Source organism: Duganella sp. Leaf126 (assembly GCF_001423125.1).
Classification (GTDB): Bacteria; Pseudomonadota; Gammaproteobacteria; order Burkholderiales; family Burkholderiaceae_D; genus Rugamonas.
This window is the reverse complement of the sequence record NZ_LMNW01000023.1, coordinates 91,680-108,043: the sequence shown is the minus strand read 5'-3', so window position 1 is coordinate 108,043 and position 16,364 is coordinate 91,680. Positions and strand designations below refer to the sequence as shown.

The following is a 16,364-nucleotide window of genomic DNA, read 5'->3' as shown; positions in this document are numbered from 1 at the left end:
AACGCTTGCCTGAAACAACGCGTCATTCATCTCCATCGTACATTTTGCGGAAAACATCATTCCCATATCCTTTGCGAATTCCAGTGCCCAAGACCAGCAGGAATTCAATGCAGCGACTGCCTACCTGAGCAGGGACGCTACAGCAGCACAACTACTTCAGCAGATGGGAGACGCCAATGTAATGGTTTCCTTCATTCATGACGGGAACGATCGCTTCGATTCCAACACGAATACCGTTTATTGGGATCCGCATTCGGGCCTGGTGGTCGTCGATCATGACGATATGAATGGCTCGGTGGGCGTCCAATCCGCAGCGCTCGGCCTGTTGCACGAGGGCGCGCATGCCACCGACCCCGACCTGGCCACCCATACCGCCACCGAGGATGCCCAGTACGGTAACGGGGCCGAGCGCTATGCCGTGGGGGTGGAGGACCAGGTCGCCGCTACCATCGGCGAACCTCAGCGCTTCAACCATGACGGCGAGACCGTGGTCGAGCAAAACGCCACCGAGCACACCGTCGCCAATGCCGATGGCACCATCAGTATCGTCGAGGTCAACGCCGATGGCTCCACCTCTGTGGAAGGCAACTTTACCCCGGGAAGCTACCCCGACGTACTGCCATCGAGCGGCTCCGATAACGGTGGATCTGATTCCGGCGGTGGGAGTGGCGGCGATACCTGGGGCGACGGCGGCGGAGGTGGTGACGGTGGAGGCGGCGACGGTGGGGGCGGTGACGGTGGAGGTGGCGGCGGAGGTGACGACCCCATCAACGACGAAGAGCGCGCTGTGACCTTCAACCATCATGCGACCCATACCACGATCAAATTAGGCAGCATGGCGCCGGGCGCGGTGCAGGACCACACGACGCATGCCTCCGTCGATGCGATTCTGGCACACTTTGTCGCGCAAGAGATGGCCCGCCATGAAGCGCCTGCGCATGCGGAGATTGCCGCCGCAGCGGCCGTGCCGCAACCCCATGCACCGCTCGAACTCGTCGTGGTGGGGCAGGCCGACATGCATGCACATGCTGCCATGGCGTGGTGAGGTGCTCGATACGCTGCGAACGAGTGGGTCTGGTCCAGACTGCGGGCGTGTTTTCCTGTATTTTTCCTGTATAATGCCGCTTTGCGCCTATAGGAAATACTATGCGTCTTCTCCAAAAAGCACTCACGTTCGATGACGTGCTCCTCGTTCCAGCGTATTCCAACGTCCTGCCTGCGGATACGTCCCTCAAGACTCGCCTGACCCGCAATATCAGTATCAACATCCCGCTGCTGTCGGCAGCGATGGACACCGTGACCGAAGGCCGCCTGGCCATCGCCATGGCGCAAGAGGGCGGCATCGGCATCATCCACAAGAACCTGCGCCCGGCCGACCAGGCCCGCGAGGTGGCCAAGGTCAAACGTTTCGAGGCTGGCGTGTTGCGCGATCCGATCACGATCCCGCCGGACATGAAAATCCGCGACGTGATCAAGCTGACCGAACTGCATGGTATTTCCGGTTTCCCTGTCGTCGAAGGCAAGGAAGTGGTCGGCATCATCACCAACCGTGACTTGCGCTTCGAACAGGAGCTCGACGCCGAAGTGCGCGCCAAGATGACGCCGCGCGAAAAGCTGGTGTACGTCAAGGACGACGAAGACCGCGACGAAGCCAAGCGCCTGATGAACAAGCACCGCCTCGAGCGCGTGCTGGTGGTCAACGACAGCTTCGAGCTGCGCGGCCTGATCACGGTAAAAGACATCCAGAAATCGACCGAACACCCGAATGCATCGAAGGACTCGCACGGCAAGCTGCTGGTCGGCGCTGCTGTCGGCGTCGGCGCCAAGGATGAAGAGCGCATCGACCTGCTGGTCGCTGCCGGCGTGGACGTGCTGGTGGTCGATACCGCCCACGGTCACTCGCAGGGCATCCTCGACCGCGTGAAATGGATCAAGACCAAGTACCCGCACGTGGACGTCATCGGCGGCAACATCGCCACCGCTGCTGCGGCCAAGGCGCTGGTCGAATACGGTGCCGACGCCGTCAAGGTCGGCATCGGCCCCGGCTCGATCTGCACCACCCGCATCGTCGCCGGCGTGGGCGTGCCGCAAATTACCGCCATCTCCAACGTGGCCGAAGCGCTGGAAGGCACGGGCGTGCCATGTATCGCCGACGGCGGTATCCGCTTCTCGGGCGACATCTCGAAGGCGCTGGCTGCCGGCGCCTCGACCGTCATGATGGGCTCGATGTTTGCCGGTACCGAAGAAGCGCCGGGCGAAGTGATCCTGTACCAGGGCCGTTCGTACAAGTCGTACCGCGGCATGGGTTCGCTGGGCGCGATGTCGGACGGCTCGGCCGACCGCTACTTCCAGGACGCCACCATGAAGGCCGACAAGTTCGTGCCCGAAGGGATCGAAGGTCGCGTTGCCTACAAAGGCTCGGTACTGGCGATCATCTTCCAGCTTGTCGGCGGCGTGCGCCAGTCGATGGGTTACTGCGGCTGCGCCACCATCGAAGAGCTGCGCAACAAGGCGGAGTTCGTCGAGATCACGGCAGCCGGCATGCGCGAATCGCATGTGCACGACGTGCAGATCACCAAGGAAGCGCCGAACTACCGTTCCGGCGACTAAGTCCTTGCAAACGCCGGCACGATGCCGGCGTTTTTTCATCTTCTTCCATTTTCCAGTTATCTTATGCACTCAAAGATCCTCATTCTCGATTTCGGCTCCCAGGTCACCCAGCTGATCGCGCGCCGCGTGCGCGATTCCGGCGTGTTTTCGGAAGTGTTCCCGTACGACGTGTCCGACGAATTCGTCCGCAACTACGGCGCTGCCGGCGTGATCCTGTCGGGCAGCCACAGCTCCACGCTGGAAGGCGACGCGCCGCAGGCGCCAGCTGCCGTGTTCGAACTGGGCGTGCCGGTGCTGGGCATCTGCTACGGCATGCAGACCATGGCCGCACAGCTGGGCGGCAAGGTCGAGAACGGCCTGGTGCGTGAGTTCGGTTACGCCGAAGTGCGCGCCCGCAGCCACACCAAGCTGCTCGACGGCATCAACGACTTCGTCACCGACGAAGGCCACGGCATGCTCAAGGTCTGGATGAGCCACGGCGACAAGGTGCTGGAAATGCCGCCCGGCTTCGTCCTGATGGGCAATACCCCGAGCTGCCCGATTGCCGCCATGGCCAACGAGGAAAAACGCTTTTACGGCGTGCAGTGGCACCCGGAAGTGACCCACACGGTGCAGGGCAAGGCCATGCTGGGCCGCTTCGTGCACGAGATCTGCGGCTGCAAGTCCGACTGGAACATGCCGGACTACATCAGCGAAGCGGTGGAAAAAATCCGCTCCCAGGTCGGCAGCGACGAGGTGATCCTGGGTCTGTCCGGTGGCGTCGATTCGTCGGTGGCTGCCGCGCTGATCCACCGCGCCATCGGCGACCAGCTGACCTGCGTGTTTGTCGACCACGGCCTGCTGCGCCTGGACGAAGGCAAGATGGTGATGGACATGTTCGCCAAGAACCTCGGCGTCAAGGTCATCCGCATCGACGCCGAAGACCAGTTCATGGGCCACCTGGCCGGCGTTGCCGATCCCGAGCAGAAGCGCAAGATCATCGGCCGCGAGTTCGTCGAAGTGTTCAATGCCGAGTCGGGCAAGCTGGTCAACGCCAAGTGGCTGGCGCAGGGCACGATCTACCCGGACGTGATCGAGTCGGCCGGCAAGGGCAAGAAGGGCCAGACCATCAAGAGCCACCACAACGTCGGCGGCCTGCCCGAGCACATGAAGCTGTCGCTGCTGGAACCGCTGCGCGAACTGTTCAAGGACGAAGTGCGCAAGCTCGGCGTCGCCCTCGGCCTGCCGCACGACATGGTCTACCGCCACCCGTTCCCGGGCCCGGGCCTGGGCGTGCGCATCCTCGGCGAAGTGAAGAAAGAATACGCCGACCTGCTGCGCCAGGCCGACGCCATCTTCATCGAAGAACTGCGCAACACACCGTACGTGGCCACCGTGGTGCCGGGCTTCGACCAGGATGCCGTGCCGAGCAACTGGTACGAAGCGACGTCGCAAGCGTTTGCTGTATTCCTGCCGGTCAAATCGGTGGGCGTAATGGGCGACGGCCGCACCTACGAATACGTGGTGGCACTGCGCGCCGTGCAGACCCAGGACTTCATGACCGCCCACTGGGCGCACCTGCCGCATGAGCTGCTGGGCAAGGTGTCGAACCGCATCATCAACGAAGTGCGCGGAATTAATCGCGTCGTGTACGACATTTCGGGCAAGCCGCCGGCGACGATTGAGTGGGAATGATGAGTCGGCTGTAACTGGTTGAATTAATTGAAAAAATCAAGAGCCGTTGATGATCGGGGTCGATTATCAACGGCTTTTCATTGGATGCCGCGATACCCGGCAGGCATCGCTTTCCAACTGGACCTCTACCAACTCGCAGCCAGCCAATCTAACTAGTTTTGCCAATGCCGACCTATCAACTGATAGGGGAAGCATCCCCGTATCAGCTTGACTCCGAACGACCTATAATGACGGACGTAATCCGACCCTACACCCCCTCCGACCTAGCGGCCTGCCTGAGCATATTCGACGGCAACACACCAGAGTTTTTCTCCCCGTGCGAGCGCGAGGAATTCGAAGTGTTTTTGACTACGCATGCGGTTGCGTGGAATTTCCAGGTGATCGAACGTGACGGCAAGCTCGTCGCTTGCGGTGGGCATGCGCTGGACTTGCGCACCGGTTGCGCGAATTTCTGCTGGGGGATGGTGGAACAGGGTCTCCACGGTACCGGGCTCGGAACAATGCTGACCGTGGCCCGTCTGACAGCAATCAGGGACACGGCGGGAGTCGTCAGCGTGTGCCTCGATACCAGTCAGCACACCCAGGGCTTTTACGCGCATTTCGGATTCCGCCACGCGCGGACCGTGGTCGATGGCTATGGGCCCGGGCTCGATCGGTGGGAAATGGTTCTTGATCTGCATGCCAACGTCACCCCGGCAACTGCGCTACAGCGACACCTGCGACGGTAGGGCTGGACTGCGCGCGCAAGGTCATCAGCTAAGCGCGGAAGCCGCGGCGCCTGCTGCGGGACGGCGTTTGCGCTGCAGGCCAGCGCGACATGACACTGCGGTCAGCGTACGCGTCGGCCTGCAAAACCTTGGGCTATTTGACCGGCGCCTGCGTCTGCGCGTACTTGCCGACGATCTCGCCCTTGGCGATCACATGTCCCTGCAGCGCCTGCAGCAACTGGTCGCGGTCCGCGCCCCAGCTCAGCGGCAACACCGTGTCCAGCGCAAACACCTGGAAGTGATAACGGTGGGCCGTTGCGCCGATCGGTGGCTTGGGGCCGTAGTAGCCGATCGATCCGCGCGTGTTGCGGCCCTGGAGGACGCCTTCCGGTTCCGTCAGGCGCGGCTGCTCCTGCAGCCCCTCGGGTAGGCTGGTGACCGTTGCCGGGATATTCCATGCCAGCCAGTGCACGAATGGCTTGTTGGGCGCATCGGGATCTTCGGCAATGACCGCATAGGATTTGGCGCCCTCGACCGCTTGCCATGACAGCGGCACCGAAACCCCCTCCGCATATTCGCTGAACCGGCTCTGCATCGCGCCGTCGTGGCGGAAGGCCGGGCTCTCGATGCGCAATGCGGACCCGCCGGCCGCCTCGGGGCGCGTGATGGCCAGCGGCACGTTGTTGCCGCGCTGCGCCTGCTGCTGCATCGGACCTGCCGGGGCTGCCGGCAGGCTGGCCGCCGCCTTGCCGGCGCCGGTGTACGCGACGCGGTACAGCACGCCGTTGGCGTCGTCTGCCATCAGCAGCGCGCCGTCGCGCGCCATCGCCAGGCCCACCGGACGGGCGATGTGGGTTTTGCCGCCGTCGGTCAGGAACCCTGTCACGAACGGTTCCACCGACCGTGCCTGGCCGTCGGCAAACCGGATCCGGACGATTTCATAGCCCGACGGGCTGGCGCGGTTCCACGAGCCGCGCATGGTCACGAAAGCGTCGCCCTGGTATTGCGCCGGGAAGGCCGCACCGCGGTAGAACAGCATCTGCATGGGCGCTGCATGGGCGGTGTAGCCCACCACCATCGGCGTGCTGTGGGCTTTCCAGTCGGCCTTGCTGATGTCGCCCTGCGGCGTGCTTTGCGGATAGATGGCGCCGGCGCCGTACACGTGCGGCCAGCCGTACTGCTTGCCCAGTTCCAGCTTGTTGACCTCTTCCGGCTGCTCGTCGTCGCCGAGAAAATCGATGCCGTGGTCCATGCCCCAGAACTCGCCCGTGCGCGGGTGCCAGTCGAAGCCGATGGTGTTGCGCAGGCCGCTGGCAAAGATGGTGCGCTGCTTGCCGTCAGGCGACGCGCGCAACATGGTGGCGTTCTCGGGATTGCTTTCGTTGCAGACATTGCAGGTCGAGCCGGCGCTGATGTACAGCATGCCGTCCGGGCCGAAGGCCAGGGTGCGGTTCGGATGCTGGCCGGCGTCGGGCAGATCGTCGATGATCAGTGTCAGCGGTCCCAGGGTGCCGTCGCTGCGGATGTCCGCGACGAAGACTTCCTTGACGGTGGCCAGGTAAAGCTTGCCGTCGCGGATGGCCAGCCCGTGGGCGCCGGCGCGATTGGCGACGATCACAGGTGGGCCGTCCGCGCGGCCGTCGCCATTCGCATCCCTGAGCATCAACACGTCGCCCTGGTCGCGGCGGCTGACATAGATGGTGCCATCGGGCGCCACGGCGATGATGCGGATATTCTTCAGGCCCGTGGCAAACGCCGAGACGGTGAAACCGGCAGGCGCCTTCAGGGCTGCGATCCGCTCGGGCGTGGCGGCCACCTTGTCCGGCTTGACGATCGCGGCAGCGATGGCGACGCGCGTGCCGTCGCCTTGCTGGGCGTGCGCAGACAGGGACATGACGGCTAGCGCCAGGGCGGTGAGGGGCAGGGCAGTACGCATGAGGCTTCCTTTGATCGACAGTTGGTTTTGGCGGGAAAACCCAGTGTCGGGGCGCGCGCCGCGCCTGCTCTGTACGCGCGATAACCGATGCGCCCGATGCGGACCAGGAAACGCAGCATAGGCGCATCGTTGTGACATTCGAACAACCTCGGCTGCCGTGTCGTGGTCGCGCCGCCACCAGAACGTCGGCAGGCGCGCTTCTCGGTCTAGAATGGCGCATGACCGATTACGCCGCCATTCTCGACACCATCTACGCCGAAGTCCAACCATTGCTGGAGCAGGGCAAGGTCGCGTCCTATATTCCCCAGCTGGCCGATGTCAACGCTGCGCAGTTCGGCATGGCCGTGTATTGCCTCGACGGGCGCACGTACTCGACAGGCGCGGCGCAGCAAAAGTTTTCGCTGCAAAGCGTCACCAAGCTGTTCTCGCTGGCGCTGGCGTTTTCGCTCGAGGGCGATGCGATCTGGTCGCGCGTCGGACGCGAACCGTCCGGTACGGCCTTCAATTCCCTGGTCCAGCTCGAATACGAAAAAGGCGTGCCGCGCAATCCGTTCATCAATGCCGGCGCGCTCGTGATGACCGACATCCTGTCGTCGCACCCGACCCCGTCCGATGTCGCCATCCTGCACTTCGCGCGCGAGATTTGCGATCGCCAGGACATCGGGTTCGATCTGGCCGTCGCCGAGTCCGAGCATGCCACTGCCCACCGCAACTACGCCATTGCGCACCTGATGAAGGATTTCGGCAACCTGCATAACCCGGTCGAGACCGTGATCGACAGCTACTGCCGCCAGTGCGCGATCACGATGACCTGCAGCGAGCTGGCCAAGGCCGGCAGCTTCCTGGCCAACCATGGCACGATCCCGTGGAGCGAGCGGCAGGTGCTCGACGCCAGCTCGTCCAAGCGCCTGAACGCGCTGATGCTCACCTGCGGCACCTACGACGCCGCCGGCGAGTTCGCGTACCGGGTTGGCTTGCCGGCCAAGAGCGGCGTCGGCGGTGGCATCCTGGCGCTGGTACCGGGAGAAATGGCCATCGCGGTCTGGTCCCCCGGGCTCGATGACACCGGCAATTCGCTGGCCGGCACCTATGCGCTCGAGCGCTTTACCAGCCTGACCGTGCGGTCGATTTTCTAGAACACATCGCGCGCATTGCGCGCGCGGATGTCCTCGGCGGTTCTCGGTATCAGCGATTCGCGCACCGTGCGCGCGGCATCGGCCTGGATCGGTTCGATAACGGGACGGAACTGCGCGTCATAGCGCTGGAACGCCAGCGCATGGTCGCCGCCGGCTGCGGCCATGGCATGGCCCAGCGCGGCAGCGCCGTCGATGGCCAGCGAGCCGCCGCGGCCCGCGCCCGGCGAGGGGCAATACGCGGCGTCCCCCACCAGGGCCACGCGTCTGCGCGACCAAGCCGGCATCCGGACCTGGCACATCTTGTCGAAATAGAAGTTATCCGCCGCGGCGACGTCGCCCAGCAGTTGCGCAGCGCGCCAGCCGACAGCGCGGAACCGGTCAACGATCATTTGCCGCTGCTGCGCCTGGTCGCGGTAGTCGTAGGCAAGCTCGGTGTCCGAGATAAAGCCGAAGATGATGTCGGTCTTGTTCTTGTACGCGTTGAGCATGATGACCTTGCCGGGCACGTTGAACATCTGGGCCGTGTCGCGCGGAATCAGCAGCTTGTCGACGATCGACACGGCAAAGTATTGCTGCAGAAAATGCGTGTAGTGCGCAGCCGGTCCGAAGCACAGCTCGCGCACGCGCGAATGGATGCCGTCGCACCCGAGTACCAGGTCGTAGCGGCCAGTGCCGCCATGCTTGAACGTCACCCTGACATGGTCGGCCTGATCGAGCGCCGCGACCGTGTCGCCGAACACGATCTCGCAGTCGTCGCGCACCGTGTCGTACAGCAGCTGCATCAGCAGGTCGCGTTCGATTTCGTACTCGTCTTCTCCCTGCGCGTCACCCTCGCCGCGCAGCACCATGCTGCGCGCGGTGCTGTCGTCTGCATTCTTGAAATCCCACCGGCGCAGCGCCAGGCGATTGGCGCGGATGTCGGTCAATATGCCCATCTGCCTGACGATGGCGATGGTGTCGTCGCGGATATTGACCGCCGTACCGCCGCTGCGCAAACGCGGTGCAATCTCCACGACGGTCACGTCAAAGCCCAGGCGATGCATGAAATAGGCGGACGTCAGTCCCGCAAAACTCGCACCGACAATCAACATTTTTTTACGGGGGGAGGCTGTCATCACTGTCCTTGAAGTTTTCGAGCGCTTCGGCGTGAAGCGCTAACGATCCGAATTTTGTACTCGGTAAAAAAATATTACAAGAGATTTTTATACCGGGTATAATTTTTCATCACATCCACGAGGAACCGGGCGCACGATGGCACAACTGAGGGACAGCAAGAAAAAGGCGACCCGGCAGCGCATCTCGGACGTCGCGACCGAACTCTTTTTTGCGCGCGGTTTCGATGGCGTTACCGTGGACGAGATCGCGGCGGCCGCGCAAGTCTCGAAGATGACCATTTTTAATTATTTCGCACGCAAGGAAGAACTGCTGCTCGATCGCGAGGACGACCTGAAGCTGCTGCCGTTGCAGTGCGCGCTACGCGCCAGGCCGCCGCAACAGGGCGCGGTTGACGCGCTGCGCAGCGTGATCGTCGACATGAACCGGCACAAGCATCCGATCTGTCACATCAGCAGCCTGGTGGCCGACTGGTGGCGCGTCGTGGAAGCGAGTCCCGCGCTCAGGGCGCGCGTGCGCGAGCTGGCGGACGAGGCAGCCGAGGGACTGGCTGTCGAACTGGGCGGCGCTGCCCCTGGCGGCAGCGTGCGGTTGATGGCCGGCATGATCGTGCTAACGGTGCGCACGGCGCGCGAGGAAGCGTTACGGCAGTTCCACGCGACGGCCTCGGTAAAAAAAGCCAACGCGACTTTCATGCAGTTAATCGAGCAGGGCCTGGTGGCGGTCGAACGGATGGCTGACATTACGCCACTGCCGCAGGTTCCGCTGCCCGCAGCCCGATAACATCCTCACCCGCTGCCGGGACAGCAGGACGTCGCGGGTCCTGCGCGATGCGCGGGCGTTCCGACACCCTTGTGCAAGCCCACTGCAGCTGACAGCCACCATCCAGCCTGCGGGCACGCGCGCATCCGCTGTATCCAGCCGACTTTTGCATAAAAATCTTTCGAACGAAAGACGATGAGCGCAAAAAACATAAATACAACATAAAAAACAGGTAATGCGTAAGATTTGGTTGCGTGCGTAAGGTTTCGATATAGACTAAATGATGCCTCAACATCAAGTGGCCTTCTTCACGCTTTCGATGTGGCGAAGCAGGCTGCCCGCCAGGCCCATGCCGGCCGGCGCGAGTCATGACGGTCGGGCAGGTCTGCCTGCGCTTTATCACCAACTTCAAAGGAATCATGTCAATGAGTCACCTGCAACGCCGCTCGCACGCTTACGCTCATCCCCGGCTGGTGCTCCATCCGCTTACTTCGGCCTGCCTGCTGGCACTGGCCACGCTTGCTGCGCCGGCGCGGGCGCAGGTCGAGACCACTGCCTCCGAAGCCGACCCGGTGGCCAAGGTCGTCGTTTCCGGCACCCGCGCCAGCCTGAGGGAATCGCTGTCGCTCAAGCGCAACGCGGCGGTCGTGCAGGACAGTATCAGCGCCACCGAGCTTGGCCGCTTTCCCGACAATAACGTGGCCGATTCGCTCAGCCACGTGACCGGCGTGTCGATCTCGCGCACGGCCGGTGGCGAAGGCCAAAAGGTCAGCATCCGCGGCCTCGGTCCCGAATACACGATCACCACCTTCAACGGCCGCCTGCTCGGCACGGACGGCGCCGGTCGCGACTTCGCTTACGACGTGCTGCCGGCCGATGTGATCAGCGGCGCCGATGTGGTCAAGTCAACCCAGGCAAAGCTGATCGAGGGCGCCATCGGCGGCCTCGTCAACCTGCGGTCGGCCAGTCCGTTCGACCAGAAAGGCCAGCACGGCCTGCTGCGCGTGGAAGGCGATCACAACCAGATGAGCAGCCTGAACGGCAAGAAGCTGTCGGGCACCTACAGCAATACCTTCAGCGATCAGCTCGGCGTACTGCTGGGCGTGGTGTATGCGAAGCGCGATGTGCGCACCGATACGGCCGGCAACGACGGCGGCTGGTCGCGCAATGCCATCCCTGGCGACCCGGGCCAGTTCTGGGAGACGGGCAACACCTGGGGCGGCTTCATCGACCCGAACGGCAACGGCGTGCTCGATCCCGATGAACAGGGGCTGATCGCGCCGGGACAGTTCCGCTTCGGAACCATCATGGAAAAGAAGGAGCGCATGGCGCTGTCTGGCAAGGTGGAATGGCGGCCCAGCAGCGACCTGAAGGTCGTGGTCGATGGGTTCGCGACGCGGCTCGACTCGCCGCAGGTCGGCTACCAGCTGTCGTTCTACCCGCTGTACTCGCCGGGGCGCTGGTCCGACATCAAGGTCAACAACGGCGTCGTGACGGACCTGACGCTGGCCAACACGGATCCCGAGCTGCGGCTCAATCCCGAAGTGCTGAACAAGACCGAAGACCGGGTGGTCGATACCGCCATGGCCGGCGCCAGGGCCGAATGGAAGCTGTCGCCGACACTGAAAATGGATGGCGACATCTATTTGTCCACGTCGAAACGCAATTCCGGCGGCAACGATACCTACGTGGTGCTGCGGATGAATCAGCCCAACGTCACGCGCATCCGGCTGACCGGCGCCGCCGTGCCCAGTGTCACGACCACGCTGGCCGACGGTCGCGACCTGCAGACCGGCCTGGCCGGCGGCCAGTTCAGCGGCAACGACTTCAACACCCACTATTACGGCCGCACCGGCGACAATATCAAGGACCGCATCGGCGGCGCCACGGTCAACGCCGAATGGAAAACGGAACGCTTCCATGTCGATCAGCTCAACTTCGGCGTGAGCCAGACCAACCGCAAGAAAACGCGCGACATGATCAACAACGCGTTCAACGCGGGGCAGGATCATTACTCGGGCGAGAACGCGGTCAATGTCGGCACGCTGGGCGGCAACGTCATCAACCAGACGCTGAGCCCTGGCGGATTCCTGTCTGGCGTGAGCGGCAATTTCCCGCGCAGTTTCCTCGGTTTCGATGTCAACAACTATGCCCAGGCGCTGGCGGCGCTCGACGGCCGTCCGCGCCCCGGCGGCGGCGTCTACAGTTCGGCCCTGTCGGCGCCTGCCTGGAATCCGCTGGAAAGTTACCGCGTGACGGAGAAGACCTCGACCGCCTACGTGCAGGCCGACATGTCCGGCGACCACTGGAACGCCGACATCGGCGTACGGCTGGTACACACCAGGACCAGCTCGCAGGCCTGGGACGCCAGGATCAACCAGATCGTCGAAAACGGTGCGTTCAATTTCACGGCGGTCTATGCCGACCCGTCCATCGTGCAGCAGGACGCCAGCTATACGTTCGGGCTGCCGTCGGCCAACTTCACGTATGCGATCACGGACGCACTGCAACTGCGCCTGGGCGCGGCCAAGACCATGGCGCGGCCGTCGGTGGACAAGCTGGCGCCATCGAGCACCACCGAGAGCATTTCGTGGGGCGACTTCACGCAGATTTACGGTGGCAATGCCAACCTCAAGCCGTACAGTGCGCACCAGGCCGACGTGTCGCTGGAATGGTATTACGCCAAGAGTTCGGCGCTGACCCTGGCGCTCTATCAGAAGAACATCAAGAACCAGATCACCAGCGAATGGCTGACCGGCCAGGACATCGGCGCGCCCGGCGGCCGCCTGTTCAACGTGCAGCGCCCGATCAACGGCGACAGCGCCAAGGCGCGCGGCATGGAGATCGGCTTGCAGCACCTGTTCGACAACGGCTTCGGCGTGCGGGGACAGTACACGCGCAACCTGTCGCGCAGCTGGGTCAACGGCGTCGAGCGCCCGCTCGAAGGCATCGCCCCCGCGACCGCGTCGCTGGGCTTGCTGTACGAGCGGGGACCGTGGAGCATGAGCACCACGGCCGACTATACCGACGCTTTCGTCACCGCCACCAACGTGCTTGGCGCCGGCTTCAATGAACGCGCCGACGCCATCACGTGGTTGACGGCGCAGCTGGCGTACGAGGTGAACAAGTCGCTGCGCATCAGCATCGAGGGTAACAACCTGACCGACGCAAAACAGGTGCTCACGCTCGGCAACGGCAAGATCAGCCTGCCGAACGGCTACTACCGCTACGGACGCTCGATCACCGTGGGCGCCAGCCTGAAGTTCTGATCGCCCCGCTGGTCCTCTCCTTCACCGCCCCGCAGCCGGGGCGGTTTTTTTTACGTGCGGAGAAGCCGGTCAGTCCGCGATCAGCACTTCGATGCCGGCGGCGAAAAGACCGTCCCGGTACTCCTGGCTGATGCCGGCGTCGGTGATGACGGTATGGACGCGATTGAGTTGCACGATGCGGTGCAGGCTGACGCAGCCGAACTTGGAGGCATCTGCAAGGACAATGACTTTACGGGCGCGCTCCACCATCTTGTGATTGAGGCTCGCTTCCGCCTCATGGTGGGTGGTGACGCCAAACTTCAGGTCGAAACCGTCCACCCCGAGAAACAGCTTGTCGAAGCTGTACGATTGCAGGCAGGCTTCGGCCTGCAGTCCCTGCAGCGAGAGCGACTGCTTGCGCAGCAGACCGCCGGTCAGGATCAGGTCCACGCCGGGCGCGTCCGACAGCTCCCAGGCGATGTTCAGGCCATTGGTCATCACGGTGACGTTCTGCGCGGCGCGCAAGTGGCGCGCCAGCGAGATGGTGGTGGTGCCGGAATCGATGATGACATTTTCGCCGGCCTTGATCAGGCTGGCGGCAAGGGCGCCGATGCGCTCCTTCTGGTCATGGTTGATCGCGTCCTTTTGCGGCACCGTGTGTTCGGTGGGCGGCGTGCGCGCCGGCAGGGCGCCGCCGTGGCTGCGGATGGCCAGGCCCTGCGCCTCGAGTGTGCTCAGATCGTTACGGATCGTCACGGCCGAGACGCCCAACTGCCTGACCAGTTCGTTGACTTGCACCGACCCGTGTTCGGTGAGTGCTTTCAGGATGAGTGCGCGGCGTTGACCGGTCTGTGCCATAGTTGGGCAATAGCTTTTAATAAAACAACAGCTTAACAGATCCGGGCACCGGCAGGCCAGCGCCGGCCCTGATGCTGTCACGTCGATCAGGGCAGGGCAGTGCAGCCGCTCATACGGGCGTCGCTTCGAGCAGCAGCGCGTGGGCAAATCGCAGCGTGAGGCGGCGCGGGCTGCCGCCGTCGAGCTCGCCGATATCGGTGTCGTTGGCGTAGTCGCGCAGGCGCCAGCGGCCGGGGCCGAGCCCCCGGATCTCGACCGGACCGTTCCAGCGTGGCGCGTAAAAGGCGAAATACATGCTGCCGTCTTTTTGCACCACGTGCGCTTCCGGCTTGTCGAAGCCGATATCGTAGAGTTCGCCGCGATACACGCCATTGGCCAGCATCTTCTCGCGATAGATGCCGATCCATTTGCGCCACTGGACTTCGCGCTCCGGCGTCAGCAGGAAGCTGTCCTTGGGCTTGGGATCGACGGGCCAGGTGAACTTGGTCGACAGCACCGCGCCGATCCCGATCGAGGAGGCGAAATCGTCGCCGCCGTCGCTCAGTTCGACATGGTCGCCGGCATACGGCGCCGAGCGGCCCATCAGCGCCTTGAGCGTCTTGCCCTTATGGCGTATCTGCCACGACGACAGGGGGTCGGACGACGGCGCCTGGTTCATGTACGGGAAGTTGTGGAACGCGTAAGAGGTGCCGCACGGGCACAGCTCCACCACCGCATGCGGATTGACCTCGCGCGCCGTGTCGTACACCATCTTCCAGAAGTCTTGCAGCTTCTCGAACGACTCTTCCGGCCGGGCGTGCTTGTGCGCCGGGTTGTAGCACGGCGCCACGCCGTTCAGGTGCTGGCCGTCGATCTTCAGGCCCTGGTAGCCCCACTCGCCGAAAATCTTGCGGATCCACTGGCGCGTCATCTCGACGGTGGGCGCATAGGCGGGGCACAGATAGAAGCTGTTCCACCACGTGATCAGTTGCGGCGCGCCATTAGCGTCCAGCAGCAGCATGTCGGTATGATCGTGCAGCAGGTCCGAACCGGGATCGACCGCAAGTGGCGTGATCCACAGCCGCGCCTTGAGGCCGGCGTCCTTGATCGTGCCGACCAGGCTGCGCATGTCCGGGTCGCCGTTCGGGAATTTTTTGGCGTCGAGCTTCCAGTCGCCTTCGTTGTTCTGCCAGCCGTCGTCGAGCACGGCCCATTCGAGGCCGAGCGCCTTGGCTTTCTGCAGCGTGCCCACCATCAGCGGCACGGTAAAGTCGCGTTCGTAACCCCAGGCGCACCAGATCGGCTCGTACGATTCGGCGGGCGCATCGGGCGCGCGCACGCCGCGCTCTGCCATCGCCTGCCGGTACCGGTCCAGCGCCGTGAAATAGTCGCCCGTGTGCAGCGCCAGAAAGGTGTCCATGGTGTCGAGGGTGTCGCCGGGCTGCAGTACGACGTCGGTCTCGAATTCCACCGCCAGCGCGGCGCCGCCCGCGACCGCGCGCACCGGCAGCGCCACCAGCCGTGGCACGGTGTCGAGGTGGCCGACGGCCAGGCCGCAGTCGCGCTGCCAGATATCGACGACCGGCGTGCCGCTGCCGTAGTCGGACGCGTTCATGCCCATGAAATTGCGCTGGTCGAAACCGGCCGCCAGCGGCTGCACCCAGTCGCGCCGGTCGGCAAACGACGCGCCGGAATAGGTCCAGAATCCGGACGCGCGGCCGGGCGCGGGCCGCAGCGTGTGCGCGCTGCTGGACCAGGCAGCCACCACGACCGGCAGCTTGCCCACATTGCGGTAGCCCACGCGGATGACCGCAAAGCCCGGCAGGCCGGCGTAAAACGTCACCGCAACCGATTTCTCGATGCCGTCGGCCGAGGTGCCGACCAGGCGGTGCCGCACACCGGCACCGTGCGGGCCATCGACGCGGTCGGCCGCCTGCGCGGTCAGCGCAAAGCGCTCGATCCAGCGGCCATTGGCAGCGTTGGCCGCATTCGCGCTGGCTGCAACCACGGCAGCATTGATGCCTGCGCCGCTCGGGCCGCCCGCAGTGCTGGCGTTGCGCAGCACCCGCAGCCGTTCGCTGGGCGCAAACGCGGTGACTGCCAGCGGCCGGGGGCCAAGCCGCGAAATCACGCGGCAGTGCAGCTGGCTGTCGAATTCGAGCGCCATGGCACCATCGCCGATGCGCGCCACGTCCTTGCCTGCGGGTTTGCCCGTGCCGGCCACCTCGGCGGCGCCGGCATCGATCACGGTCGATGCCACCGCGGTTCCTGCCAGCCATTGCAGCAAGCTGCGCCGGCGCGGGTCTGGTTGCTTGTTCATGCGTCTCCCTTGTCGTCGTGT

General features: G+C 64.0%; 11 protein-coding genes. 7 read left to right on the top strand and 4 right to left on the bottom strand.

Annotated features, from left to right (window positions below; translation table 11 throughout):
• Positions 1-181 precede the first annotated feature (181 nt).
• The 4 genes from ASF61_RS23600 (at position 182) to ASF61_RS24595 (ending at position 5,012) form a co-directional block, all read left to right on the top strand.
• Positions 182-1,045, top strand: coding sequence for a hypothetical protein (locus tag ASF61_RS23600; RefSeq protein WP_162241991.1), 864 nt, complete (start codon positions 182-184; stop codon positions 1,043-1,045).
• Positions 1,046-1,146: 101 nt separating this feature from the next.
• On the top strand, positions 1,147-2,610 hold the full coding sequence (gene guaB / locus ASF61_RS11655) for an IMP dehydrogenase (protein ID WP_056155798.1): 1,464 nt from the start codon (positions 1,147-1,149) through the stop codon (positions 2,608-2,610).
• A gap of 63 nt (positions 2,611-2,673) precedes the next feature.
• Complete coding sequence (gene guaA / locus ASF61_RS11650) at positions 2,674-4,284, top strand: glutamine-hydrolyzing GMP synthase (protein ID WP_056155795.1); 1,611 nt, start codon at positions 2,674-2,676, stop codon at positions 4,282-4,284.
• Positions 4,285-4,448: 164 nt separating this feature from the next.
• Positions 4,449-5,012, top strand: coding sequence for a GNAT family N-acetyltransferase (locus tag ASF61_RS24595; RefSeq protein ID WP_373994543.1), 564 nt, complete (start codon positions 4,449-4,451; stop codon positions 5,010-5,012).
• Between the two features lie 133 nt (positions 5,013-5,145).
• Here ASF61_RS24595 and ASF61_RS11640 read toward each other — a convergent pair whose 3' ends face one another.
• Positions 5,146-6,927 (bottom strand): YbhB/YbcL family Raf kinase inhibitor-like protein, encoded by a 1,782-nt coding sequence (locus ASF61_RS11640; protein ID WP_056155790.1) that lies wholly within the window; start codon positions 6,925-6,927, stop codon positions 5,146-5,148.
• 218 nt (positions 6,928-7,145) lie between these two features.
• On the opposite strand from ASF61_RS11640, the gene ASF61_RS11635 reads away from it, so the two are divergent.
• Positions 7,146-8,063, top strand: coding sequence for a glutaminase (locus ASF61_RS11635; RefSeq protein ID WP_056155787.1), 918 nt, complete (start codon positions 7,146-7,148; stop codon positions 8,061-8,063).
• Here the strand turns inward: ASF61_RS11635 and ASF61_RS11630 are convergent.
• Positions 8,060-9,178 carry an FAD-dependent monooxygenase gene (locus ASF61_RS11630; protein ID WP_056155784.1) on the bottom strand — a complete coding sequence of 373 codons (1,119 nt, stop codon included), beginning with the start codon at positions 9,176-9,178 and terminating at the stop codon, positions 8,060-8,062. The two genes, ASF61_RS11635 and ASF61_RS11630, sit on opposite strands and share 4 nt — an antisense overlap.
• 136 nt (positions 9,179-9,314) lie before the next feature.
• Here ASF61_RS11630 and ASF61_RS11625 point away from each other — a divergent pair, with 136 nt between their 5' ends.
• A complete protein-coding gene (locus tag ASF61_RS11625) occupies positions 9,315-9,959 on the top strand; it encodes a TetR/AcrR family transcriptional regulator (RefSeq protein ID WP_056155780.1) in 645 nt (214 codons plus the stop codon).
• Between the two features lie 404 nt (positions 9,960-10,363).
• Entirely contained in the window at positions 10,364-13,207 is a 2,844-nt protein-coding gene (locus ASF61_RS11620) for a TonB-dependent receptor (protein ID WP_056156563.1), read from the top strand.
• Between the two features lie 69 nt (positions 13,208-13,276).
• Here the strand turns inward: ASF61_RS11620 and agaR are convergent, their stop codons facing one another.
• The gene (agaR, locus tag ASF61_RS11615; protein WP_056155778.1) at positions 13,277-14,044 is read right to left on the bottom strand and encodes a transcriptional repressor AgaR; all 768 of its coding nucleotides are present in this window, start codon (positions 14,042-14,044) and stop codon (positions 13,277-13,279) included.
• 109 nt (positions 14,045-14,153) lie between these two features.
• Positions 14,154-16,343, bottom strand: coding sequence for a glycoside hydrolase family 36 protein (locus ASF61_RS11610; protein ID WP_056155775.1), 2,190 nt, complete (start codon positions 16,341-16,343; stop codon positions 14,154-14,156).
• Positions 16,344-16,364 lie beyond the last annotated feature (21 nt).